Annotated in this window: 25 protein-coding genes; 6 read left to right on the top strand and 19 right to left on the bottom strand. The window is 38.2% G+C overall.

The window, feature by feature from the left end; translation table 11 throughout:
* Positions 1-84 precede the first annotated feature (84 nt).
* The 4 genes from UFO1_RS02030 to UFO1_RS02015 form a co-directional block, all read right to left on the bottom strand.
* Positions 85-2,118 carry a methyl-accepting chemotaxis protein gene (locus UFO1_RS02030; RefSeq protein WP_038667294.1) on the bottom strand — a complete coding sequence of 678 codons (2,034 nt, stop codon included), beginning with the start codon at positions 2,116-2,118 and terminating at the stop codon, positions 85-87.
* 476 nt (positions 2,119-2,594) lie between these two features.
* The gene (locus tag UFO1_RS02025) at positions 2,595-3,782 is read right to left on the bottom strand and encodes a PLP-dependent aminotransferase family protein (RefSeq protein ID WP_038667291.1); all 1,188 of its coding nucleotides are present in this window, start codon (positions 3,780-3,782) and stop codon (positions 2,595-2,597) included.
* An 87-nt stretch (positions 3,783-3,869) separates the two neighbouring features.
* Positions 3,870-4,187 carry an AzlD domain-containing protein gene (locus UFO1_RS02020; RefSeq protein WP_038667288.1) on the bottom strand — a complete coding sequence of 106 codons (318 nt, stop codon included), beginning with the start codon at positions 4,185-4,187 and terminating at the stop codon, positions 3,870-3,872.
* Positions 4,177-4,863 (bottom strand): AzlC family ABC transporter permease, encoded by a 687-nt coding sequence (locus tag UFO1_RS02015; protein WP_038667286.1) that lies wholly within the window; start codon positions 4,861-4,863, stop codon positions 4,177-4,179. Before UFO1_RS02015 ends, UFO1_RS02020 begins: the two co-directional genes overlap by 11 nt.
* A gap of 120 nt (positions 4,864-4,983) precedes the next feature.
* Between UFO1_RS02015 and UFO1_RS02010 the strand changes: the two genes are divergently transcribed.
* A complete protein-coding gene (locus tag UFO1_RS02010) occupies positions 4,984-6,495 on the top strand; it encodes a PLP-dependent aminotransferase family protein (protein WP_038667283.1) in 1,512 nt (503 codons plus the stop codon).
* A gap of 180 nt (positions 6,496-6,675) precedes the next feature.
* Here the strand turns inward: UFO1_RS02010 and UFO1_RS02005 are convergent, their stop codons facing one another.
* The 7 genes from UFO1_RS02005 to UFO1_RS01975 form a co-directional block, all read right to left on the bottom strand.
* On the bottom strand, positions 6,676-7,068 hold the full coding sequence (locus UFO1_RS02005; protein ID WP_236639313.1) for a NusG domain II-containing protein: 393 nt from the start codon (positions 7,066-7,068) through the stop codon (positions 6,676-6,678).
* Positions 7,069-7,136: 68 nt separating this feature from the next.
* Positions 7,137-8,015 (bottom strand): LysR family transcriptional regulator, encoded by an 879-nt coding sequence (locus tag UFO1_RS02000; protein ID WP_038667277.1) that lies wholly within the window; start codon positions 8,013-8,015, stop codon positions 7,137-7,139.
* Positions 8,016-8,349: 334 nt separating this feature from the next.
* The gene (gene aldA, locus UFO1_RS01995; protein WP_038667274.1) at positions 8,350-9,798 is read right to left on the bottom strand and encodes an aldehyde dehydrogenase; all 1,449 of its coding nucleotides are present in this window, start codon (positions 9,796-9,798) and stop codon (positions 8,350-8,352) included.
* 245 nt (positions 9,799-10,043) lie between these two features.
* Entirely contained in the window at positions 10,044-12,419 is a 2,376-nt protein-coding gene (gene hypD, locus UFO1_RS01990; RefSeq protein WP_038667270.1) for a trans-4-hydroxy-L-proline dehydratase, read from the bottom strand.
* A gap of 3 nt (positions 12,420-12,422) precedes the next feature.
* Positions 12,423-13,325, bottom strand: a complete 903-nt coding sequence (locus UFO1_RS01985; protein ID WP_038667267.1) for a trans-4-hydroxy-L-proline dehydratase activase — start codon at positions 13,323-13,325, stop codon at positions 12,423-12,425.
* Positions 13,326-13,354: 29 nt separating this feature from the next.
* The gene (locus UFO1_RS01980) at positions 13,355-13,915 is read right to left on the bottom strand and encodes a helix-turn-helix domain-containing protein (protein ID WP_038667264.1); all 561 of its coding nucleotides are present in this window, start codon (positions 13,913-13,915) and stop codon (positions 13,355-13,357) included.
* 219 nt (positions 13,916-14,134) lie between these two features.
* Positions 14,135-15,181 (bottom strand): nitrogen regulation protein NR(II), encoded by a 1,047-nt coding sequence (locus tag UFO1_RS01975; protein WP_051788790.1) that lies wholly within the window; start codon positions 15,179-15,181, stop codon positions 14,135-14,137.
* A gap of 325 nt (positions 15,182-15,506) precedes the next feature.
* On the opposite strand from UFO1_RS01975, the gene UFO1_RS01970 reads away from it, so the two are divergent.
* Together UFO1_RS01970 and UFO1_RS01965 are read left to right on the top strand one after the other, a co-directional pair.
* Positions 15,507-16,340, top strand: a complete 834-nt coding sequence (locus UFO1_RS01970) for a DMT family transporter (protein WP_038667261.1) — start codon at positions 15,507-15,509, stop codon at positions 16,338-16,340.
* A gap of 323 nt (positions 16,341-16,663) precedes the next feature.
* Positions 16,664-16,870, top strand: coding sequence for a hypothetical protein (locus UFO1_RS01965; RefSeq protein WP_038667258.1), 207 nt, complete (start codon positions 16,664-16,666; stop codon positions 16,868-16,870).
* A gap of 174 nt (positions 16,871-17,044) precedes the next feature.
* Here the strand turns inward: UFO1_RS01965 and UFO1_RS01960 are convergent, their stop codons facing one another.
* From UFO1_RS01960 to UFO1_RS01925, 8 genes are all read right to left on the bottom strand, one after another.
* Positions 17,045-18,169 carry an ABC transporter permease gene (locus tag UFO1_RS01960; RefSeq protein WP_038667255.1) on the bottom strand — a complete coding sequence of 375 codons (1,125 nt, stop codon included), beginning with the start codon at positions 18,167-18,169 and terminating at the stop codon, positions 17,045-17,047.
* Positions 18,166-19,074 carry an ABC transporter ATP-binding protein gene (locus UFO1_RS01955; RefSeq protein ID WP_038667252.1) on the bottom strand — a complete coding sequence of 303 codons (909 nt, stop codon included), beginning with the start codon at positions 19,072-19,074 and terminating at the stop codon, positions 18,166-18,168. The genes UFO1_RS01960 and UFO1_RS01955 overlap by 4 nt, the downstream gene beginning before the upstream one ends.
* Position 19,075: 1 nt before the next feature.
* Positions 19,076-19,975, bottom strand: a complete 900-nt coding sequence (locus tag UFO1_RS01950) for an ABC transporter ATP-binding protein (protein ID WP_038667249.1) — start codon at positions 19,973-19,975, stop codon at positions 19,076-19,078.
* Positions 19,972-20,943 (bottom strand): HlyD family secretion protein, encoded by a 972-nt coding sequence (locus tag UFO1_RS01945; RefSeq protein ID WP_038667246.1) that lies wholly within the window; start codon positions 20,941-20,943, stop codon positions 19,972-19,974. Before UFO1_RS01945 ends, UFO1_RS01950 begins: the two co-directional genes overlap by 4 nt.
* Positions 20,936-21,544 (bottom strand): TetR family transcriptional regulator, encoded by a 609-nt coding sequence (locus UFO1_RS01940; protein ID WP_038667243.1) that lies wholly within the window; start codon positions 21,542-21,544, stop codon positions 20,936-20,938. The genes UFO1_RS01945 and UFO1_RS01940 overlap by 8 nt, the downstream gene beginning before the upstream one ends.
* Positions 21,545-21,695: 151 nt before the next feature.
* A complete protein-coding gene (locus tag UFO1_RS01935; RefSeq protein ID WP_236639312.1) occupies positions 21,696-22,067 on the bottom strand; it encodes a hypothetical protein in 372 nt (123 codons plus the stop codon).
* A gap of 217 nt (positions 22,068-22,284) precedes the next feature.
* Positions 22,285-22,914 carry an HD-GYP domain-containing protein gene (locus tag UFO1_RS01930; RefSeq protein WP_144390857.1) on the bottom strand — a complete coding sequence of 210 codons (630 nt, stop codon included), beginning with the start codon at positions 22,912-22,914 and terminating at the stop codon, positions 22,285-22,287.
* A 27-nt stretch (positions 22,915-22,941) separates the two neighbouring features.
* Entirely contained in the window at positions 22,942-23,880 is a 939-nt protein-coding gene (locus tag UFO1_RS01925) for a GGDEF domain-containing protein (RefSeq protein ID WP_038667236.1), read from the bottom strand.
* Between the two features lie 198 nt (positions 23,881-24,078).
* Between UFO1_RS01925 and UFO1_RS01920 the strand changes: the two genes are divergently transcribed.
* The 3 genes from UFO1_RS01920 to UFO1_RS01910 are packed head-to-tail and all read left to right on the top strand — an operon-like array spanning position 24,079 to position 25,428.
* Positions 24,079-24,564, top strand: coding sequence for a glutathione peroxidase (locus UFO1_RS01920; protein ID WP_038667233.1), 486 nt, complete (start codon positions 24,079-24,081; stop codon positions 24,562-24,564).
* Between the two features lies 1 nt (position 24,565).
* Entirely contained in the window at positions 24,566-25,018 is a 453-nt protein-coding gene (locus tag UFO1_RS01915; protein ID WP_038667230.1) for a MarR family winged helix-turn-helix transcriptional regulator, read from the top strand.
* Positions 25,015-25,428, top strand: a complete 414-nt coding sequence (locus UFO1_RS01910) for a ferritin family protein (RefSeq protein ID WP_038667227.1) — start codon at positions 25,015-25,017, stop codon at positions 25,426-25,428. The genes UFO1_RS01915 and UFO1_RS01910 overlap by 4 nt, the downstream gene beginning before the upstream one ends.
* Positions 25,429-25,681 lie beyond the last annotated feature (253 nt).

The following is a 25,681-nucleotide window of genomic DNA, read 5'->3' as shown; positions in this document are numbered from 1 at the left end:
AAAGAGCCATAAATACCCCCACAGGGGCAATTATGGCTCTTTTCCTATTATGCTATTATACACATGTACTATTTTGTCTTATCATTATACTTTAAATTTAACGACAATTTCTTGCAATTCACCAGCTATAGTCGCTAATACCTGGCTAGCGGAAGCAATCTCCTCCATAGAAGCCAATTGTTCTTCACTCACAGCTGAAACATTGAGCGTCTCGCCAGCATTCGCCTGACTTTCAGAATCAATGACTTGTACCGACTCAACTAAATCTTGACTTCCTACTGCAATTTGATTAATAGAGTCAGATATCCCAGAAATTTGATCCGACAACTGGGTAACTGAACCGGCAATCTCCTTGAAAATAGTTCCCGCTATCTCAACTACATGCATACCCGTATCTACTGCGTCACTATTATTGTGAGTAGCAGCAATCGCTTCATCCATATCAGTTTCATTTTTTTTAATTAAATCGGCAATTTTTTCCGCTGCTTGATTCGATTGTTCTGCTAACTTTCGCACTTCTTCTGCAACCACAGCAAAACCTCTTCCCTGTTCACCAGCTCTTGCAGCTTCAATCGCTGCATTCAGTGCAAGAAGATTGGTTTGCCCTGCAATAGAAGCAATTAGACTTACAATTTCACTAATTTCTTGTGAACCTTTCGCAAGTTCACCAATGACTCTTTGAACAGACTCTGATCCTTGATTAATTTGTTTCATCTGCGCCATCGCCTGCTCGATGGCTTCCTGCCCCCGCTCTGTATTCTTTGTAGATCCGCTAGCAGTTTCCGAAATCATTTTACCTGTATTTGCAATTTCCCCGATACTTGCCGATATCCTCTCAGCTACAGCCGACATACTCGTTACCGATGCAGCTTGTCGTTCTGTCCCTTGGGCAATTTGAGTAATAGAAAGGGCTACTTGATTCCCCGCTTGTGCAGCTTGCTGTGCACTTGCTGTTAACTCTTCGCTAGATGAAGCAATCGTGTTTGCTTGTATTTGCACTTCGACAATCAGATATCGTAATTTTTCCGACATTTCTATAAAGGCTCGGGCAAGTTGCCCAATTTCATCATTGGAATGAATGACAAGTTGTCTCTGCTCAAGATCACCATCTGCCAATAGCAAGGCTTCATCCCGCATGAGAATAATGGGTCTAACAAATTTTTTACTGATATATGTAATCAAGAGAGCCGTCAATAGTATACAGAATAAAACAACCCAAAACATAATTTTAGCTAAAACAGATACTTCTTGTGTAACCTCCACCTCTGGCGCAGAAACTACCATTACCCATAGTTGTCCACCCTGGAGTTTTATTGGTGTAAAAACTCCGATGTTCTTAACACCATCTAAATCTATATAACGCCCAGAAGTTTTCTTCCCAGTTTTAGCTTCTTCGAAAAGTTTCTTGTATTGATCATCGACCTCCGTATTCTGCACTTGAAGCTCCGGATCCAATTTTTTTGTAGAGATATTTAACTTACCATTTAATTCTGGTCTTTTTCCATGAGCAATTATCATTCCTGAATCATCAATCAGCGCAGCAAACCCATTTTCTTTAAATTTCACCTCTTTAATCAGGTCATTTGCTCGTTGTAGGGACACATTTCCGGTTATAATTTTAACAAGCCTATTATTTTCTAACACTGGAACGGCAATAATCATGCTTAATTTTCCATTAACTTTCGCAAGTAAAGGATCTGATATGTAAACTTGCTTGGTATTCACTACCGCCTTAAAATAATCCCGGTCACTTACATTCGTTGTCGTTCCATTAAACCTTACCCCAGAACCATCCGGCAAGAGTGCATTAATATTGTCAAAATTACCCGTTCGTTTATAAGTATCATTTAAAGCCTTAACAATTTGTGTGGTATCATTACCTTTCATTGCTTGATTACTAGCCAAACCCTCTAGCTCAATGACCCGTTCACTAATGTTTCCTTGAATTTGGTTGGAATAATCAGTACCAATAGATACCACCGTCTCATCAATACTTCTTGATAAAATTTGATTAGCAAAATAATAGCTTAACCCAGCCACCGTTCCCAATGAGACTATCATTAAAGGTAGTATCATTAACAATAATCTAGTACGCATACTGGCAATTCTAAAGTGCATTTTTATGTCCCCCTTAGTATTTTTTCGCAACTAACCTCCTGCTTTTAATAACAAAGAATGTATCAGATGACTCCCTACTCAAACACCTTCTTTATGTTTTTCTAGGTTATAATCAAAATCAAATTATTCTTGGTACTCTCAACCTGATTTACCAAGTCATGTAATATATCGTAACAAATAACTATTTAATAAACAATTATATTTGGGTTATTATTTAGTTATTTAAATGACCATAAATAAGATAATAGAAATCCACCACTCCAACTAAACTCAATACATGTTATAGGCATATAAAAGAATGCCAAAGTATGAACTGAACATTTGAAGCACAAAAATAAGAGCAGGAATACCCCTCTACAGTAATCCCTGCTCTTATTTACAATGCTCCGTCTTATTTATAATAAAAAAACTCTCTCCAAAAAATATTTTAACAGTAGTGCCTTAACTACTCTTCATAATCACTTTCCGAAAAGGTTTCAATGTAAACACTTATGAATTGCTTGTGACAACCTCTGTATTCCCTCTATTATTTTTTCTTCTGACATATTTGAATAATTTAACCGTAGCGTATTTTCAATACCACCATTAGGGAAAAAGGAATCACCAGGTACAAAGGCAACATTATTTTTTAGACATTCTGTTAATAAATCCATAGCCTTTATATTGGGCGGAAGCTCAACCCAAAGAAATAATCCTCCCTGTGGACGCGTAAATTTTACTCCATGCGGTAGATTCTTATCCAAAGCTTCTACCATTAGATCCCTACGTTTTCGATATAAAGTAATTAACTTCTGTATGTGAGCTTCAAAATCATACACTTCGATATATTTTGCTATTTCCATCTGGCTTCTCATCGATGTACACAAATCAGCTCCCTGCTTGATTAATACATATTTTTCGATAAATTTATTGTCAGCAGCAATCCACCCAATACGCAAACCAGGACAGAAGGTTTTCGAGAAAGTACTAGTAAAGATTACAAGCCCTTTCGTATCCATTGATTTTAATGAAGGAAGAATCTGATCCTCAAAACGCAATTCTCCATAGGGATTATCTTCAATAACTGGAATTTCATACTTTGTCACCATTTCCATAAAATCAAACCTGCGTTCCAGCGACCAAGTCTTTCCCGTAGGGTTTTGGAAATCTGGGATGACATATATTAATTTTATCCGTTTCCTTGTTTTCAAAATGTGTTCAAGCTCTTCGATGACCATTCCATGCTCGTCGGTAGGTACTTCAACAAACTGAGGTTCATAGGCATTAAAAGCACTAATAGCAGCTAGATAAGTGGGACTTTCGCATAAGACAATATCGTCTTTATCCAAGAAAAGCTTTCCCGAAAAATCAAGCGCCTGTTGTGAACCGCAGGTAATTAAAATCTGCTTTGCATTTACACTGGTTTGAAATTTTCGATTCATTCTCTGGGATATTTTATCTCTCAATGGTTGATATCCCTCTGTTATGGAATACTGGAGGGCTTCTCTCCCCATTTCCTCTAATACCATTCTAGCTATCTCTTTCATTTCTTCTATAGGAAACAATTCTGGGGCTGGCAATCCGCCTGCAAAGGATATCATTTCTTCCCTTTGTGTCAGCTTTAATATTTCGCGTATTTCAGAGGCTTGCAAAGCCCCTATACGTTTCGCAAAAGAAATGGCCATAATAAAACTCCTCCTACTTTGATTATCTAATTTTACTATAAACTAAAAAATTTATTGAAGTTATATTCATCTGAATAAATAGTAAATCTACATAATGCGCAAAGCCAACATCACAGCTATCCCCGCTCCCATGGTAGCAATAGGAGGCTGACGTTTATAAGCTACAAAAATCGCTACCGCCCCTGCCATCAGATAGTGATTTGCAAAGGTCAGCTCTATGTAACCTCGTGGCGCAAAAATTGCTGGAGCAATTAAAGCTGTCAGCATGGCTGTCGGTACGTGCTTCAAGAAGCGTCCAAACCAAGCAGGTACACCGGAACTTCCCAAAAGTCCGATACTAACAAAACGAGTTGCAAAAGTAGCTATCGCCATCGCAAGTATATTCATAAAAAATTCAATCCGCATTCTGTTCTCCTTCCATAAGCCCACCTGCTGTAACCGCAGCTAAACAAGCAATAATGATATACCATTTGCCAGGAATTAAAATAACAGATCCCACGCTGACTAAAGTCGCAACAAGACAAACAACAATACTTACTTTGTCACGCAGCCGTGGAATTAATAATGCTAAGAAAGTAGCTGGCATAGCAAAATCCAATCCCCAGGATAGTGGATCACTGATATGGCTTCCCAAAATAACACCGCCTACTGTGGATATCACCCATAGTAGATAGCATGTTGCATTGCTTCCCAATTGATAGGCTCCACTATAACCGCCTTTTTGAGCCCGACTAATTGTCACAGCATACGTTTCATCCGTCATCCCAAATGCAAGAAATGCTTTAAAGGGCATTGATAATCCACTCATATAAGTAGCAAGGGACGCTCCCATCAAAAGATGACGAAGGTTAATTAACAAAGTCGTAAAAGCAATCATCAGCAAACTAGCCCCTTCGGCAAACATGGGCAAGCATATAAATTGAGCAGCTCCTGCAAAAACCATGATAGACATTGCAACCGTCTCACCTGAGCTAAGACCAATGGACTTACCCAAAATACCGTATGCCAAACCAAAAGGAATCATCCCCAACAACAGAGGCAATGTGTCGCTCACACCCTCACGAAAGTCCTTTTCTTGCATTATTCCTCCTCCAACACTTTACAGTTTTTTTATTTATAATAGCCTGCAGGAATTATATTGTAAATATCCAATATAATATTTTTAGAATACCAATTTATTTTCTCAAGGAGAATAATCTAAATGGATATTACCAAAATATTAAGAGGCATTCGAATTGATCAATCTGGATCAGCCCCCATGTATCTACAGATCGCTAATCATTTAGCAACAAAAATTCAAAGCTCCACCCTCTCTGCTGGTACAAAACTGCCTCCAGAACGGGAACTCGCCAAATTACTCAACGTTAGCCGTACTACAATAATCAGCGCTTACAGGTTATTAGAAGAGCGCGGACTTGTACTAACCAAAGTGGGAAGCGGCACCTATGTTACTGAATTATCTATCGCCACCCAACAATCAAGCAATATCCCCTGGGAACAATTATTTACTCCCCAATATAAATCACCCCTCTCATCACTATTGCGCAATTTAATTTCTACTCCTACTGCAGATGAGGCTATCTCTCTGGCAGCCGGCATGCCTGATCCAGATTTATATCCCCTATGTATCATTGAAAAAGCTCTTATATCTAGTAAATATCATCTTGAACTTTCGGATTTTGGTCATATGGCAACTGAAGGATACCTTCCTCTTAGACATAGCTTATCAACTTGGCAAAATCATCAGGGCATACAGGCCTCCCCTGATCAATTCCTAATCGCATCAGGTTCACAACAAAGTCTATATCTCATTGTAAAAGCCTTCGTCGAGCCTCGAGACTATGTCATCGTCGAATCGCCTACTTATTTAGGAGCTATTCAGACCTTAGAGGCTTCCAATGCCCGTATTCTCTCCCTCCCTCAATCAGATCATCTTAATTTTGAGATTTTGGAAGACTATCTTATACGCTATCGACCAAAACTAATGTATACAATCCCTACCTTTCAGAACCCCACTGGCCGGGTCATGTCTCTACGAGATCGTCAAGAGCTTATTCGACTAGCAGCACGTTATCGACTCGTTATTGTAGAAGACGATCCTTATAGTCAATTATATTTTGATCAACAACCCCCCCCCTCTCTAAAAAGTCTTGATAACTATGGTGGCGTGATTTATCTGGGTACTTTCTCCAAAATTCTCTTTCCTGGACTGCGCACAGGCTGGGTAACCGCTGCCCCACAGGTGATCAATCGTTTAGCCCAAGAAAAACAATATATGGATCTGCATAGCAATACTCTTTCTCAGCGAATCCTCCATATCTGCCTAGAAGAAGACTATTTACCAGTCCATCTAAACACTGTCCGTAGGGAATATAAAAAACGTCGGGACACTATGACTAGTGCGATCCGACGATACTGCGATAACTATATGGATTTTACTACACCAGAAGGCGGTTTCTATTTCTGGTGCACTCTAAATCCTCCTGCGTCATCCTCTGAGCTACTGCGCCACGCTGCTGCTGTAGGTGTTTCCTTTGTACCTGGCGAAGCTTTCTATACCAATGGGACGAAGAGTAACGAAATGCGCCTCTCCTTTTCTACCCACAATGAATCTCTCTTAAAAGAAGGAATACGGAGGTTAGGCCGTATTCTTGGTTCAGGTACTGCCAACACGATCCAATCATCGGATACAGCTGGTCGCCCCATAATTTAAAAGAGTCCTTGCTAGCCCAATAAAATATGCCCTACAGCTTCTTCTAACTGTAGGGCATATCTACTTAACTTATAAAATTATATTCATAATGAACTACCACTACAGCACAACAGCTTACAACTTAAATCTCCCAACTTCACTTTGTAGTTCTTCTGCCCTGCTCGCTAATTACTATATTTTTTACCGGGCAATGTCATCAACATCTAGAGCTTCATTGGATACAAGATGAATTACAATGTGGTAAGGTAAATTCACAACCTGTTGAGGCGGTTTACTAATCCAGCCTGTTTGCACGCCAATTTGTCTGGGTGAGTCATCTTGTCTTATGCGAATTTTTCCATCCTGAACTTGAATAATGGCATATTCAGTTTCCCCGCCAATACGTATTTCTTCCTGATAACCCGGTCTGAGGGTAATTGTTTTAATCAATTTATTATCAACCCGAATTTCAGCTAAAGTGTTAGCCTGCCGCGGAAAAAGAAGAATGCTTAGAGCGATACCCGACAATGATACTACTAAAAGAATTCCAATTAACCATTTATCCCCTACAGTTAGTTTTACTTTTTTCATCATTACATCCCCAAACAATGATTGTTTCCGACTGAGCAGCGCATAAATAAAGTTATAACTTTATTTTTTGCTCAAGTTACATAATCAATACATAAATGAATAAACTTGCTTAGAACAGGAGAGATATACTTATTTTTGTGATAAACAAGATTAAAGTGCCGTTTAAAATACATACCTTCAATTTCAATAATAGCTAATTCCTTGCGTTCTACTTCCTTTTGGATGGCCATTCTTGACATTACAGAAACCCCAAGACCAACTTTCACAGCATTCTTAATAGTCTCAGCATTATTATAAACCCCACTTATCTGCCAATGAATCCCTTTGTCTACCATCACCGACTCAAATAGCTCCCGTGTACCGCTTCCTGTTTCTCTTACAATAAACTCCATTGCTTCCAAATCTGATGGATTAATTTTTTCTTTCTTAGCAAAGGGATGAACCGTAGAACTCACTAATACAAGTTCATCTGTCATGAAAGGGGTTTGTAGAATTCCTTGAGCTTGCACCCTTCCTTCCACTAGCCCTATATCTAACTGATCGATTTGCAGCATTCCTTCAATCACCGTTGTATTGTTAACAGTAGAAATCACTTTCGCTCCAGGATTACACTTCGTAAATTTTTTTATAACTTCATGTAAAACATAGGTTCCTACGGTAACACTAGCCCCCACCCTTAGCACACTATTTTCATTACTATTACGCATGACCTCTTCGACTTCATTGTTTAAATTTACGATGTGTCGTGCATAGGTTAATAACTTTTGCCCTGCCATGGTAATATATAGTTTACGCCCAAGTCTCTCGAACAATTTTACATTGTAATGTTTTTCAAGTTCTGAAATGGCCTGGCTAACGGATGGCTGGGCAATATAAAGTTTCTCAGCTGCAGCTGTCATATTCCCTTCATCACATACATGTAAAAACACTAATAAATGACGTAGTGTCATAGTATCCCTCTTTATTATAGGTAATTACCTATCAATTTTATTATATTATATCTCTTTTTCAAATACTTATAAAGCAAAATCCCTTACTGCTAGATAGCAGTAAGGGATTTTGCCAACTTATAAACTTTATCCGATGACTAAACCGCTCTAAGACTCCCATCTTCATCTCGTTAACAGCCTGTAATATCCTGCCCTCTGGTTAGGATAACAGTCTGTAAAACTCGAAGTAAGTTCGCTCTAAGGATTTTCGAATCCAAGGTTCACTTATATAAGTGGGAGTTAAGAGCGGCTAAGATCCAGATGGAGTTAAAACTTCATCTGAATCAAGTCTTCTTTATTTTACATTTTGATTGTACTGCATGTATACGACATGGGTTTGGAGATATTCTTCCAGCCCATGTTTTCCATCTGCACCGCCAATACCTGATTTACGCCAACCTGCATGGAAACCTTGCATAGCTTCAAAATTTTCCCGATTGACATATGTTTCACCAAATTTAATCTCTTTACAAGCCCTCATGGCAACATCAAGGCTCTGGGTATAAATAGAGGAAGTAAGACCAAATTCAGAGTCATTTGCCAATTCAATGGCTTCATCTAGATCTTTAAAAGTCGCAACTGGTAGTACAGGGCCAAAAGTTTCTTTTTGCATAATATCCGTACTTTGTTTGCAATTTGTAAGTAACGTAGGCTCATAATAAAAACCAACTTCTCTATTCGCTCGTTTACCGCCTACCACTAAGGTCGCTCCATCTTTAATGGCTTGCTGTACTGAGGCTTCCACTTGTTCTAACTGCTGTTTGCTTACCAATGGACCCATGTCAATATCAGCATCCACAAGCGGGTTACCATACTTAACATTTTGCATAGCCACTGTCATCTTAGCAACAAATTGATCGGCTATGGATTCATGAACATAGACCCTTTCTGCACAATTGCAAACCTGACCACTATTGATAATACGTGAATCACATATGGATTTCACAGCTAAATCTAGATCCGCGTCTGCCATTACAATAGCAGGAGCCTTGCCACCTAATTCTAAGGAAACTTTAGTAACATTTTCGGCAGCGGCCTTCATAATAGCAACACCACCTTCTACACTCCCCGTAAAGCTTACCATGCCCACTTTGGGATGACCAGCAAGAGCGTTGCCTACAACGGAACCTGCACCAGATACTAAGTTGAAAACCCCTTTTGGCAAAGACGATTTGGCAACAATTTTAGCAAATTCAAAGGCGTTATTCGGTGTTTCCCGACTTGGCTTAATAACGATTGTATTCCCAGTAACTAAAGCAGGTGCCATTTTGCGAGCAATTAAGAAAAACGGGAAATTCCAGGGTAAAACACCGCCAATAACACCAATAGGCATTTTGAAAAGGAATATATTTTCATTTGGACGGTCACTCTCAATAATTTCTCCTTCGTAGCGACGAGCAAACTCAGCCATATAATCCATATAATCAGCTGTAAAGTTAGCTTCTACTCTGGCTAAAGGCATTATCTTTCCTTGTTCCTCCGCTATAACCTTTGCTATTTCCTCTGCATTTTCCCGTATGCCTTGGGCAATTTCTCTAAGATAGCCCGCCCGTACAATAGCAGGTAGCTTAGCCCAAGATTTTTGAGCCTGTTCAGCAGCTTCAACAGCAGCGTTAATATCTTCGCGCGTTCCTTCGGGTACCTCAGAGATAACTTTTTCAGTGGCTGGATTTATGACGGTTATCATTTTTCCTGACCGAGTAGGAACAAATTCACCATTGATGAACATTTGATAACTTTTCATTGAAATTCCTCCCCTTTACTTATCCTGATTCTCGAGAAAACTAAAATTCATCTTACTATTTCGATAATAGCAGATATCTTTACTATCAATTTCTGTACCTATTTATAAACTCCTTTCTCCATTTTACGCTTAGCAATAAATCACCAATTATTGGATATAATCTGCTATAGTAAGGGAACCTGAAATTACTTAATACTATTCGCGTAAAAGAAAAAGCTGTAATCAATTCTGATTACAGCTTTTTCTTAATGAAACCCTTGCTCCGTTCGATCAATAATTTCATCTTGCAACTCTTTACTCAAGTTATAGAAATGGTCACTATAGCCTGCTACACGTACAATGAGATCCTTATACTCCTCAGGATGCTTTTGTGCTTCTATTAATGTTTTTCGATCAATAACATTGAATTGAATATGATGACCATCGAGATTAAAATAGGTTCGAACTAAGGATACCATATTTTCTAAACCTTGATCCCCTGAAACGACAGAAGGCGTAAATTTCTGATTTAGCAAGGTTCCTCCTGTCTTAATATGATCCATCTTCGATGCTGATTTGATAACGGCGGTAGGACCTTTTCGATCTGCTCCTTTTTCGGGGGATATCCCCTCAGATAAAGGTTTGTAAGCCTTTCTACCGTTAGGACTTGCCCCCATCACTGATCCAAAGTATACATGGCAAGTCGTAGGTAGCATATCAATACCATAAACGCCACCTTTACGGTTCTTTCTGCCTGCGACTTCCTGATAAAATGCATTAAATGTATCGACCATAATTTGATCCGCGTACTCATCATCATTGCCATACTTTGGTGTGCGATTCCCTACAAGATTACCGATATAATCATGCCCCACGAAATCATCTTTTAGGGCCTTTAGTAACTCTTCCATGGAAAAACGTTGTTTATCATAAACATTATATTTTATTGCAGATAAGCAATCCGTCAAAGTCCCTATACCAACTCCTTGAATATAGTTAGTATTATAAAGGGCTCCGCCTCCGTTATAATCTTTGCCACTGGCAATGCATCCACTGGTAATGATGGATAAGAAGGGTACTGGCATATGTTTTGCATAAAGAAGTTCAATAATATGATTGCCTGTAATTTTCACATCCATGAAATAATGCAATTGCTTTTTAAATGCCGCAAAGAGTTCTTCGTAGGTTTTAAAATCCTGGGCATAACCAATTTGAAGCCCTAACTGTTTATTTGCAATTTTGTCAAAACCGTTGTAGAGCGTCAACTCTAGTACCTTGGGCAGGTTAAAATATCCTGTTAGAATATAGGCTTCTTTACCAAATGCACCTGTTTCTACACAACCACTAGAACCCCCTTGCCGGGCATCAACAATACTTTTACCTGCCCTTAGCAATTCTTCAACGATAGCCTCTGTATTATAAAAAGCAGGTTGGCCCCATCCCTTGCGGGAAATTTCGCAGGCTTTTTTGATAAACTGATGAGGTGATTTCTTGCTAATCTGTACATTAGAGCTAGGCTGCAACAACTTCATTTCATCCATGGTTTCTAAGATTAAATAAGATACATCATTTACACCATCAGAGCCGTCATCCTTTACACCGCCTGTGTTTAGATTGGCAAAATCCGTATAAGTGCTGCTTTCTTTCAAGGTGATTCCTACCTTAGGAGGAGCCGGCTGATTATTGAATTTCACCCACAAACATTGTAATAATTCTTTAGCCTTCTCCCGCGTTAAGGAACCATCCTCCAGCCCCTTTTGATAGAAAGGTTGCAAATGTTGGTCAAGGCGGCCAGGACTTAAAGCATCCCAAGGATTGATTTCGGTGGTAACACCAATATGCACAAACCAATACATTTGAATGGCCTGAGCAAAAGTTTCCGGTTTATGGGCAGGTACAACTTCACAATTTGCGGCAATTGTTAGCAGGACAGATTTTTTACTTTCATCCTGCTCTACCTTTGCCATTTCCCTAGCATACTCGGCGTACCTTTTTCCATAAATTATAATGGCATCACAGCAGATTTGCATAGCTTCCCATTGACTCTTCTTCTCATAAGCCTGCTGGTCTGTTAAGAAATCAAGTGCCTCGATTTGTTGTTGAATCTCAGCTTTAAAATCCAAGAAGCCTTTTCCATACATTTTCCCATCTGCCACAGTATGACCTGGACCACGTTGCTCCATAAATTCCGTAAAAATGCCACTTTCATAACAATTTAACCACTCTGGAGACATCTGCTGTAAGATAACCTTACGCATAGATCGGTTTTCCCAAAAGGGTATAATCCGTTCCCTCTGAATTCTTTTGGCTTCCTCATCCACCTTAAAGAATATTTTATCCCGCTGGTTCATGACCTCTAAATCTTCTATTGTATGGCAACAAAGTTCTGGAAAACTAGGAGCATACTGAGGTTGTTCTCCTTTTTCCCCTACAATGAGCTCTCCGTCATTAATACACAGAGTTTTATTCTCCATAATATGTTTGAATGTAAGAGCCCTTAAGATAGGCGTTTCTACCGTGCCAAAATACTTTTCATATGCCTCGGTTACCAGTAAGGCCCTTTCAATGGACAAGTGAGGCTGGGCCTCAAGACTTTGGCTCCTGAGTTTTTGAATTCTTTCATTCATACCTCTTTCTTCCATGTTTTACCCTCCAATCTTCACTTTATAATTTTCTTGCAAAAACATAGACTGAATTTCGATTAATCGATCCTCTGACGGCGGAGAAAAGGCCGAAAAGGGATATTCTAAATTCATTTTTTTATATTTACCTTTTCCCATATGATGATAGGGCAATAAACTGACCCGATCTATTTTAAGTTCATGGACAAAATCAAGCACCTGCTGGATATGCTCATCCTTTGTATTAATCCCTTCTATGAGAGGTAATCGTAAATAGATAACGGCACCTTGTTGGGATAACAACTTTAAATTATCGAGGATCAAGCTATTATCTCTGCCTGTATATTGCTGGTGTAAATTAGAGTCCAGCAACTTTACATCGTAAAGAAATAAATCTACATCCTCTACTATTCGTAGGAAACTTTCTTTAGGTGCGTAACCACAAGTATCAATAGCAACAGATATACCTTGTCTTTTGCATTCCTGCACGACCTCTTGAACAAAGTCGATTTGTATCATACATTCTCCACCTGATAAGGTTACACCACCGTTAGATTCTTGATAAAAAGCTTTATCCTTGATAATTTCCCTCATTAATTCAGGTACTGTATATTCTTTGCCTGCCACTTCTCTCGCATTGTTAACACAGTGATCCATACATACTTCACAAGCATTGCATTTACTTTCATCATAAAAAATCCCATCTTTATCTCGCTGTATCGCTCCCCTGTTGCAATGAATTTCACATTGACCGCAGAGACTACATCCTTCTTGATTGATCAGTATTTCTTTCTGATAGCTTTGACTCTCTGGATTATGGCACCATTGACAACTAAGAGGGCAACCTTTAAAAAATATAGTAGTACGAATTCCCGGGCCATCATGAATCGAAAACTTTTGAATACTAAAAATCAATGCTGTTTTCATTTACTCACCTCACTTATACAACCTTGCCTTTATTCTTTAAAAGGGTTAGGGGAGCTAACGACAAGCAATCTTACCATCTTATTGGTATAGTTAGCCCAATTATGTACAATGGAAGAATTGTAATGGGCAGAATCTCCTGGAAATACCTCGATTTGTTCATTGTTGATAAAAAGTGTTAAAACTCCCTCCAAAACATAAATAAATTCTTCTCCTTCATGGGCATATTGACTGATATCCTCATTTGAATTAATCGGTAACAATTCCACGATTCTCGGCAATAATGTTTTATTTGAAGCCCCATCCGTTAAGTGATAATGTATAAACCGAGAATTTACAACTTGAAACACTTCTTTTTCATAGCTTCGGAGCACATATTTTCCACTTTTACTTGGACTTGCAAAAAAATAAGTTAAATCCACGTCCAAAATTTGGGCAATCTTATGCAGAGAATCTGTCGCAATATTCGTCAACCCACGTTCCAATTGAGACAAAAATCCTGTGGAGAGATTGGTTAAACCGCTAAGATCTTTTAATGTTAGCTTTTTTTGTGTTCGTAGCTCTTTTACTTTTTTACCAATGTCTTTATTCATATAGGACCTTCTCTTTCTAATTACTTGTTTTTATGTTTTTTCTTCTTGGTTATACTATATAATAGCAGTATCTAAAATTCAATCATTTTTTCATTATAATGAATAGATTTTCATCAAATTGAATATTTACCTATATTCTATTAAAAAATCACCTTTAAGGAATTGATTAATACACTTTGGTGAATATGAGTACATAAAAAAGACATGAACCAAAATAGTTCATGCCTTTTTTTTAATGTACTCTTTACAGGGAAATGCTAAGGAAAAGATACTTCCTGCTGCACTAGTCTTAATTTCTAATATTGCATTATGACGATTGGCGATTTCATTGCATACGGAAAGCCCGAGCCCCGTCCCTTTCTCCTTCGTAGTATAAAAAGGCGTTCCTAGCTTATCTACGATTTCCTTGGGGATACCTTTCCCCTCATCTTCAACCTGCAATACAATGCAATCTTCTTTTTTATAGGTCCGTACAATAACTGTACCTTTACCATCCATAGCCTCAAAGCCATTTTTAACTAAATTAATAAGTGCTTTATGAATGTCTATTTTGTCTAATAAAGAATTCGGTACCTGCCCTAGATCAAATGTAATATGATGTCCCATTTCAGAAGCCATAGCCTCCATTAGAGGACTTATATCTTGTATAATATCATTTATATTCTGTATGGCGAAACCATTCACTCTATTTTTAGCTAGGGCTAGAAAGTCGGTGATAATTGCATTTGCTCGATCCAATTCCTGAATCATCATGGTGAACTGCTCATCATACCCAGTAAAATCTAATTTTTTTTGCATAAATCGCAAGTACCCTCGCACAGTAGTCATTGGATTGCGAATTTCATGCCCAATGCTGGCAGCTAACTGCCCAACGAGATTTAAGCAACTTAATCTGTCAATATGATCCCTAAGCTCTGCATTCTCCGTTACATCTACTATTGTAATAAGTACTGTAATTTTTTTATGTATAGTAAGATATCTCACATTAATTAGTGCAGTACCTGTGCGCTTAGGCTGTATCGTAAAGCGACATTGATAGCCTTGTACACTTTGATTATGAATCAAGAGTTTTTTCAATCTTGTGAAATCTTTAATGGAAATCATCTCACCCAGGACATCTATCTTCTGACCCGTAACTACTTTTCGGTCGTACCCTGTCAATGCCATGAAGCTGTCATTTACATTTATTACTTCTTCCGTATCTGCAGCAACAAGAATCATGGCACATGGATTGGAAAGGAATAATTCTTGAAAGGCTTTTCTCATTTTACATACCACCCTCAGGAATAGTAAATAATTTACGGACTAGTCTCAAATTGATAGCTTCGTTAATCATAGCTTCGTTATTAGGGGCTTAATTCCTTTTTTTGGGGTAAAGCAAATATCGACATTTTTTACAAAAACTTAATATTACTTAAATTTTTCATCTCAGGTATTTTAACAAAATATCATTGGAACACAGTTTGATATCTTTATTATTTTAATACGCGAATGAAGGTTTCAATTGTCTTGAAGACGAATTACCTTAAGAAATAAGACCATCGTGTTTACCCTATATTTCTAAAATAAAGGATTGGATAAGGTATTTCATATGACTCAACACAAAAAAGCTATTTTTTACCTAGCGCTTACAGCACTTTTATGGAGTGCCGGTGGCGTATTAATAAAGTGGATAAACTGGCATCCTATGTCCATTGCAGGTGGCCGCAGCATCATCGCCGCTCTCGTCATCTGGCTTGCTTTTCGTAAGGAAAGCCTCTCTTTTTCCAAACCCCAATGGGGAGGCGCGGTAGCCTATTGTGCCTGCGTTACTTTATTTGTAATTGCAACTAAACTTACTACTGCGGCCAATGCTATCTTATTACAGTATACCGCTCCTATCTATGTAGCCTTGCTCAGCGGCTGGTTACTTGGTGAAAAAGCGACACGTCGCGATTGGGTAACGATTTTTGTAGTATGCTTCGGAATGATCTTTTTCTTTTTAGATAAGGTCTCGGGTGGCGGTCTGCTAGGAAACCTTTGTGCTGTTGCTTCCGGCATCAGCTTTGCTTTTTTTATTCTTTTTATGCGGATGCAAAAGGATGGCTCACCCTACGGATCTGTATTAATAGGAAACTTATTCACCTTCGCGATTAGCCTATTCTTTTGGTCAGGTAATTCCTTTGAGAGTACCAATTTAATCAGCATTTCTTTACTCGGAGTTTTTCAACTTGGAATAGCCTATGTTCTCTACTCTTATGCGATACGACATGTTGAAGCGCTAGAAGCAACTTTGATTACTTCTATTGAGCCCATTTTAAATCCAATTTGGGTTTTTCTATTAATCGGTGAGCAACCTGGATTCTATTCTATGGCGGGTGGCTTAATTGTAATGACAGCAATTACAATGCGCTACTGGTTTAATTCTAAAATTCAATCTGAATAGTACTTAATCTTAGTAATGAAAGAGCATTTCATTCATGCATATTGGCATTTGAGGTTATTTTTTCAGCAGAAGCAGGAACAATAATAAGATAACAACACACATATCAAACTTGTATTTCAGAAAAAGTGATTTTCCATTATCTTTAATTTATGTATTATCTTGATCTACATACTCAAAAAGGAAAAATCAGCAATAAAATATTATGATTTGTTGCCACGAAATCATTTTCTTACAAAAGGAATTTCAGCAGAAAGAAAGAATAAATGAATATATTCTTTTTTTGAGAAGTATTCACCAAATAACGTGAAGAAGGAGGTTAGTCGATGCGTATTGTAGAACAAGCCGTTCGTGTTACGACGCGTACTAGTATTATGAAAGCAGATCATCCCGCTGATTGTATATTTCAAGTTTTCGTAAAGGGACGTCTCCAAGATAGACAGAGTTACAAAGTTGATGGGGAAAACATTAATTTTGGTTTTGATTGTTTGGTACCAGGGGATTTTGTCCAAGTCTTTTATTTCATTCCCTAAAGAGTACCTTACTTACATAATAAATAAAAAAAGAAAGCTTTCCTTACAAGGTAAGCTTTCTTTTTTTACGGAATCAGAAAGTATAACACTTTCTTGATTCCAAGTAAGAACGACTAAGGCTTCTGCCTGCGTCCGAGGACTTGGCACAAGCCAAGTTTTTTCTTATATTATCTACTAAGCTACTTTCTTTTGAAATTTTTTGATACTAATCGTTAATGTGATCATAATGAAAATAATTAGGGCCATAATCTGGGGCCACAATACACTAATGCCCACTCCTTTAAGAAGAATACCTCGCAAAATTTGAAGATAAAAAGTAAGGGGCAAAAGGCAACCTAGTATATTAAAGAATAGGGGCATGGCTTCACGAGGAAACATAAACCCTGACAACAAGATACTTGGTAAAAAAACAAAGAAGGATAACTGCATTGCCTGCATTTGGGTTTTGGTTACAGTAGATATCAAAAGGCCTAAAGCCAAAGATGCAATAATAAACAAAGAGGTAAGGCCATAAAGCAAGGCAATGCTGCCACGGATAGGTAAATCAAATACCAAAATGCCTACTAATAGAGCTACTGTTACTTGTACGTAGCCCACAATACTATAAGGAATGATTTTGCCCAGCATTAACTCCCAATTCTTCATAGGTGTAACAATCAGTTGCTCAAGGGTGCCTCTCTCACGTTCCCTCACAATGGCCATAGAAGTAATCATTACCATTGTCATCGTCAAAATAACACCCATAATTCCTGGCACCATATAGTACGCTGATACAAAGTCTGGGTTATACCAGGGACGAATACGAATGTCATAAGGTTTTTCCGTGGAATGTCCTGAATACCCTTGAATTTTCTGCAGTAAAATTTCTTGGGATTTTATTTGACCAATCAGCTGTGCAGCACTGATAGCGGAGGAGGCGGCCATGGAATCTGTTGCATCTACAATCACCTGAGCCGTAGCTTTTCTACCATGCTTTAGGCTTTCAGAAAAATCGGGTGGTATGATGATACCTACCTTTGCTTTGCCAGAATCGACAGCTTCATTTACTTCTTGAAAATTTTTAGCCACATACTTAATATCAAAATACTCACTAGCCTCTAATGAACTAAAAAGATCACGACTGTCTTGTTGCAAGGATTGATCAAAGACAATGGTTGGCAAATGTTTCACATCCGTATTAATGGCAAAACCAAATAGTAATAATTGTATTACAGGCAAACCAAGCATCATGACGAGGGTCAGTCGATCACGGCGCATTTGTAGAAATTCCTTAATTAATAAAGCTTTAAGGCGCCTCATAGTGCTATCTCCTTTCTATGAGATTTCACGAGATAAACAAAAACGTCCTCTAATCCTGGAGTTATCTTCTCATACTGAAAAGATGATGTAATATGAGTAAGTTGATCCTCTTCCATTAAAATGTGTACACTAGTACCTAATGGATATATATCAAGATAAGGGAATTTGCTAGTTTCTAGCTCCTCTAGTAATTTCATAGGTTCATCAGTAGGAATCCGAAGTAACATGCCTGGAATACTTTCTTTTAATTGAGCAGGAGAACCACTGGTTATAAGGTTTCCTTCAAAAATAAAGCCAATTTCATCACAATGCTCAACCTCATCCATAAAATGTGTCGTAACCATTATCGTAGTACCCTTGGAAGCCAAATCGTAGATAATATCCCAAAACATACGTCTTGACTTAGGATCAACGCCACCTGTAGGTTCATCTAAAAAAAGAATTGGAGGATTATGAAGGATAGAGCACCCCAGTGCCAGACGTTGTTTCCAACCACCTGAAAGATTGGCTACAACTTCCCCTTGGCGATCTTTAAGACCTGCCAGTGACAGCATTTCCTCAATTCTCCTATTCTCTAGATCTCGTGATAAGCTATACATTCCAGCGTAAAATTTAAGATTTTGCAGGATTGTTAAGTCATCATATAAGCTGAATTTTTGCGACATATAGCCAATGTGATGTTTGATCTCATCACTATCCTTGGAAATATCTAGGCCTAAGACTTTACCGCTGCCAGAAGTTGGTTCTAGTAGGCCACACAGCATCCGAATCGTAGTCGATTTACCAGAACCATTAGGTCCTAGAAAGCCATAAATAGAGCCTTCTTTTATTTTAAGAGAAACATCATTGACGGCAGTAAAGTCACCAAAACAGCGCGTCAGATGGTTCAATTCTACAGCATACATGCTAGTTCACCTCACTTGCTACAGCTACAAAAACATCTTCTAAGGTAGGTGGAACTTCCTTAAGAGAAGTGATACTTACACCTGCTTTCGCCAGGTTAGATTTCACTTGAACTATGGCAGCCAGAGCGTCTTTTACTACTAAATGATACTTATCACCGAAACGATTACTATCAATAATGGAACAATTCTCTAAATACTTTTTAACTTGTTGATCCCTTACAGCCAGTTCTAGCACTTTATAAGGATAAGTTTGACGCAATTCTTGAGGAGAGCCCAAAGAAACCATCTGTCCATTGTGCATAAAAGCAACGCGGGTACAGAGTTCCGCCTCATCCATATAAGGTGTTGATACAACAATGGTAGTACCTTCTTTATTAAGGCGAAATAACATTTGCCAAAATTCTCGACGGGATACGGGATCAACACCAGTCGTTGGTTCATCTAAAAAAAATATTTTTGGTTGGTGCATTAGACCAGCAGCCAAAGCCAACTTCTGTTTCATGCCCCCTGATAAATTATCAGCTAACCGGTCTTTAAAGGGCAATAGTTTGGTAAAACCTAAAATGCTACTAGCAAGCTTTTGGATCTCATCTTCCTTCTGTCCATATAAAGAACCGAGTAGACAGATATTCTCTATAACTGTCAGTTCACCATATAAACTAAATTTCTGAGGAACATAACCAAGATGCCCTTTCACTTTCTCCGGATTGGAATCACCTAATACTTCGAGGGTTCCAGAGGTGGCTGGAAGTATACCTGTCAGCATGCGAATCAGAGTTGTTTTACCAGCACCATCTGGTCCAACCAAACCAAAGATTTCTCCTGCTTTAATCTCTAGAGAAACATCTTTCACGGCTAATGTATTGCCATAATTTTTACTGATATGCTCTAACATAATCATCTAATAACCACATCCGCTGGCATGCCTGGCTTTAAGATGCCTTCAGAATTATTGATTTTCACTTTAACATAAAACACTAAATTGGCTCGTTCTTGCTTCGTTATACTTTGTCTGGGTGTAAATTCCGCATTTTGGCTAATTTCTTTTATGGTTCCAGCAAAAGTTCGTTCAGGATAAGCATCTATCTTGACGTCCACTGGCTGACCAAGTGTAATGAGTCCTAGTTGTTCCGAAGATACATAAATTTTAACCCAGCAATCATTCAAATCACCAATGGTAGCAATCGCCGATCCAGTATTTACATATTCTCCTGTCTGATAATTCTTGGTCAAAATGACGCCTTCCAGGGGACTCGCAATAATAGTATCGGCCAAATTAGCTTGCGAAACAGAAGCAATTGCTTCTGACCTCTTTGTCTCTAACATTTGGGCTTCTATTACCTCTGGGCGATTTCCCTCCTGTACCAAATCTTGCTGCGCCTTAGCTGACAGAAGAGAATTATAGGCCACATCATAGTTAGACTGGATCACATCTAGCTGCTGAACTGCAATAGCTCCCGTCTTATAAAGAGCACGATAACGTTCTAGATCATTTTGTGCTTTTGCATATACAGATTGCGCTGCTGCTAAACTTGCGTTTGCTTGTTGTATTTCTTCTTTTCGTGGTCCTTTTTGCAGGTCTTTCAATTGTACTTTAGCCTTCGTTAAGGCTGACTGATCTGCTACTAATTGGGCTTCTAAGTCTGGCCGATGAATACGAGCAATAACTTGCCCAGCCTTAACAATGTCGCCAACTTGAATCGTTAATGTAGACATATAACCGCTCATTTTAGGTGTAACATCCGCGAGAGTCACTTCAATTGTACCAGTAGCTGTAATCCCCTTCTCCTTTGTAAGATAAAGTTTATAACCTGCTGCAGTCCCTAAAATTAGAAAGATCACTAGGATTGCTAAGATTTTTTTATTCATGGTCTTCCCTCCTTATAATTCCATTCAAGAATGTATCTATTGCCTGAGAAGTATAATCGCCTTCCCCCCCTTCCTCCAAAGATGTAAATTCTTGAAAAATAGGTTTACTAAGAAAGAAAAAATTCATAATACCTGCCAAAGATATGGTAGCATAATCACCATTCAGGTTGGCCTTGAATTCACCACTAGCGACACCTTGCCCTATAGTAGTGCGGATAAAAAGAAATACTTTCGATAGGTATTTCTTTATTATTTTCTCTCCGCAGGGAGTGGGATTAATAATTTCACTCATTAAAAACTTAGTTAAAAAGGGACGTTGTCGATGAATGATCGCAATATTTTTGGCATACATGCGGAGTCCTTCAAGGGGAGATAAGGGAGGCATACTCTCTAATGACTCTAGTAGACTTGCAATTAGGGTGAATTGATCCTCTAATACTTCTTGATAAAGTCCTTCTTTGCCCCCAAAATAATACGAAATAAGGGCACTATTCATTTTGGCGGTTTTCGCCAACTCACGTATAGATACAGCATGAAACCCCTTTTGGGCAAACAACAAAGTTGCCGTTTCAAGTAATTTGGTTTGAGCGTCTTTTTCCATAAAAATTCTCCTACTTTAAGTTAATTAATCGATTGATTAAATTCTATCATAGATATCATTTTTTTGTAAATCATTTCCTAATAATACAAGCCCATTCTTATAAAAAAATAATTGGCATAGTTAATACTATGCCAATTATTTTCTAGTTGCATTACATTTTCCTATTTTTATAACTTAGGCCTTTATGAATAGCCCAATGTCCCTTTTTGAAAGCTTCTACGTCAACCCATAGTTTTTGTGGTACTGCCTGGTCTGTTACATACCAATCTGCCGCACCTTCCACTAATTTTTCCGGTGTTGCCTCCTTGCCGAAATGAGATATATTGAGGAGTGAAACACTAATTCTCACTGTAGAATTCTTCCCTCCTGACCATCCTTGGGCTTCAAGTTCTTTATTTTTAGTTAGCCAGACAATCCCTCCGCTTGATTGATCAAGGTAACCTTTCTCTAAGATTCCCTCTAAATTGTCTTCCGTTGTAAAATGGTATAATCTCATGTTAATCTCTTCCTTTATTTTTTCCATAAAAAAAAACCTCCTACGTTAGGATATTTGACGCATGCCGTCTAAGGTGATTGTCACACCTATTTCCTATCCCGTGGCGGTTAAAATTCAATATGGTATTGTCAATAACTGTCTGTAGGCTCTAACAAATTATACTACAAATAATATATTCCGTCAAACGCTTGCTTCCTAAGGAAAGACAAAATTCCTCCTATACTGAACTTGAAAGTAGCATCTTTTAAGCAGTAATAAACCGATTGGCAAAGTCCTGATTACCTGCACTTTTCAACTTATCTTTACAAGCCAAAGCCACCAAAACATCAACTACAGCTGGGTCAAACTGACTTCCCCTACAGCGTTTCGTCTCTTCAATTGCTTCTTGAACACTAAATACTTGCCGATAGGTCCTTAGTGTTGTCATCGCATCAAAAGAATCCGCCACAGCTACAATTCTAGCACCTAAAGAAATCTGCTCTCCGCCTAATCCATCAGGATAACCTTTGCCATCAAAGCGTTCATGATGATGCCTTACTATATCAGCCACTGAAGCAAAAACTTTAATCTTGCCTACAATGGTTCCCCCGATCTCTGGATGTTGCCGAATCGTATCAAATTCAACTTCTGTTAATCTTCCTGGTTTATTCAAAATAGCATCTGGAATACCAATTTTACCAATATCATGTAAATGAGCACCAATGTGAATCCGTTCCTGTTCAGCTAAGGGTAACCCCATAGCTTGTGCGATTAAAAGGGAAAGCTCAGCGACTCTCTCTGAATGGCCACACGTATAAGAACTTTTTGCCTCTAAGGCCGTTGACAAGGCATCTACAATATCATGTAAATCATCTGTTGTAACTAAAGTTTGCAAGTTACACATCCTTTCAAGTCACTGAAATCATGCAAATTTACTAATCAAGTCTGTATCAGGGTTATAGATAGAAACACTGTTTCTCCCAATATGCTTTGAGTAGTAAAGAGCCTGATCTGCAAAATTATATAGTTTTTCTTTATCAAAGCAACAGGGCCGCTGAAAAAGAGTACAAATCCCAATGGAGACTGTTACAGAAATTTGCTGATTGCCATCTAAGATAAAATCATGTCCTGCAATCAAGTTTTTGATTCTACTCGCAATTCCTGCCGCCTCTTGTGAGTGAGTTTCTGGTAATAAAAGTGCATATTCTTCTCCTCCGATGCGAGCAGCCAAATCACTATCTCTTGTATTTTCTTGAATAATTTCAGCTAGTTTTAGCAATACTTTATCACCTGCTTGGTGTCCATAAGTATCATTAATTTTTTTAAACAGATCTACATCAAATAACAGTAATGAAATAGGATGACAATCACACAGTAGTGCCGTAAAATGCTTCTCTAGTGTATCAAAGAAACACCGTCGATTTGCAATGGAAGTTAAGGGATCTGTCATTGCCATAACTTGCATTTGGCTACGAGATTCTTGCAGCTCCTTTACAACTCTTCGTAAATCCCTTTCCCTAAATTCAATTTGTCGCGCCATCCAATTCATGTCCCGTTTGAGAATCATTATTGTATCTTCTTCATTCGTTGACTCATTGGGCAAAGAAAGTAACTCACTATAATCTCCTTGTTTAACCCGGCCACACAATTTCCCCATATCACGTATATGCTTTCCTACCAACCATTCCACTGTCAATCCCGGCATTCCTAAAACTAATATCAAGGCACTTGCTAAGGATACTGCTTCTATTTCGCTAAAAAATTTATTTCCTTGTAGTAGTGAATTAGACGCCATCCAAAACATAACTCCCTGGGGAATCATTAGCAGCACAAAAAAAACCAATCGAAGTTTGCTTACCAAAAATAGTTCCTCCTCCAAAGCACACTCAGAACAACACTCATTGAAAATCATTATCATTTAAATAATAAAGCACTCTCCCTTATCCTGTCAAGATATACCATGTTTTTTTTAGTTTTGTAAGGCATCTTGACAATTTCTCTAAGGTTGTGTAAGATTCAATTGTATAAAATCGATTTAATTCATAAGGAGCTAATAACCATGAATATTTATGATTTTTCTGTCTCTACCGCCGATGGTAAGCAACAATCCATGGAAGAATATAAGGATAAAATAGTTTTAATTGTAAATACTGCTAGTAAATGTGGTTTCACATCCCAGTATGAAGAACTCCAGGAATTATACGAGACTTACCGAGAAAAAGGGGTCATCATACTTGCTTTCCCCTGCAATCAATTTATGAAACAAGAACCAGGAAGCAACCTAGAGATTCAGCAATTTTGTTCTCTGAATTACGGTGTATCCTTTCCCGTCTTTGGTAAAATTAATGTAAGAGGCAAAGATGCTCATCCTCTATTTCAATATTTAGTGGAACAAACTCCATCATTACTCGGTAGCGGAATCAAGTGGAACTTCACTAAGTTTTTGGTTGATAGAAAAGGTCTTATCCATAAGCGGTATGCTCCTATCACCTCACCCAGAAAAATAGTGGGGGATATTGAACTTTTGCTGAAAGAGAGTTACTGACATGTCAAAAGATGAATTATTACGCTTAGACAATCAACTATGCTTTGCTGTGTACGCCTGTTCAAAAGAAATCATTCGTTTATACCGCCCACTGCTTGACGCTTTGGGAATTACTTATACTCAGTACCTTGTATTGTTAGTACTGTGGGAGACAACGCCTATCACTTTTAAAGAGCTAAGCCAACGCCTTTATTTGGATTCAGGCACCCTAACACCTGTGCTCAAAAAAATGGAAAAAAACAACTTACTTCTTAGGCAAAGGATGTTAGAGGATGAACGACAAGTTATTGTTGCTTTAACAGACAAAGGAAAAGCCTTGAAGCAGGATGCATATTCAATTCCCCAGCAGATGATGTGCAGTTCCCCGTTAAATCCTACAGAAGCTATTGCTCTACGAGACACAATACACAACTTATTAAAACAATTACCAAAAGGTGAAGGAGAAAATATATGAGTTTATTAGGAATTACAAAAGGAACGGAAATTGAAACACAAATTGCACACTTTGCCGAACTAGAAAGACAAGGAGCTGGCATGTACCAGGCCTTGGCACGTTTAGCTAATGAGCAAGGCTTTGATGAACTAGCCGAAAACCTACAAGCACTAGCTGCTGATGAAATACGCCATGCAGGTTTATACACAGTATTAAATGGAGATATTAAACCGGATATCTTTTCAATACTACGTTTTGCTGCAGAAGCAGAAATTGGTGGCGAAGAAAAAATAAAAGCCTTTGCCCAAAAAGCACGAGAATTAGGTCTGGATAAAGCAGCCAAAGAAATCGAGGCCGCGGCAATTGAGGAAGGGCGCCACGGAGTTATATTGAAGGAACTCATTAAGAAATATGAAAACAAAAAAGACTAAATTTCTCACTAATATAAGCTGAGAATCCTAAATAACTGGCTCACTCAGTTGACAATCTAATAATAAGACTCAAGATACTGGCACTCCTTTTATAGGGATGCCAGTATTTTTTTGTAAAAGAATTAAACTAACAAATAATTCTTTTATTTACAGCTTCTAAAAATAATAGTAAAATAAACACGTTAACCACATATTCGACTTTAGTTAACGTATTTTTATAAGAAATATATATCTAATAAAAAGGGGGCTAGGT

Origin of the sequence: Pelosinus sp. UFO1, from assembly GCF_000725345.1 — a bacterium.
GTDB lineage: Bacteria > Bacillota > Negativicutes > DSM-13327 > DSM-13327 > Pelosinus.
Note: the sequence above shows the minus strand (reverse complement) of the source record. Positions and strands in the feature narration are given on the sequence as shown.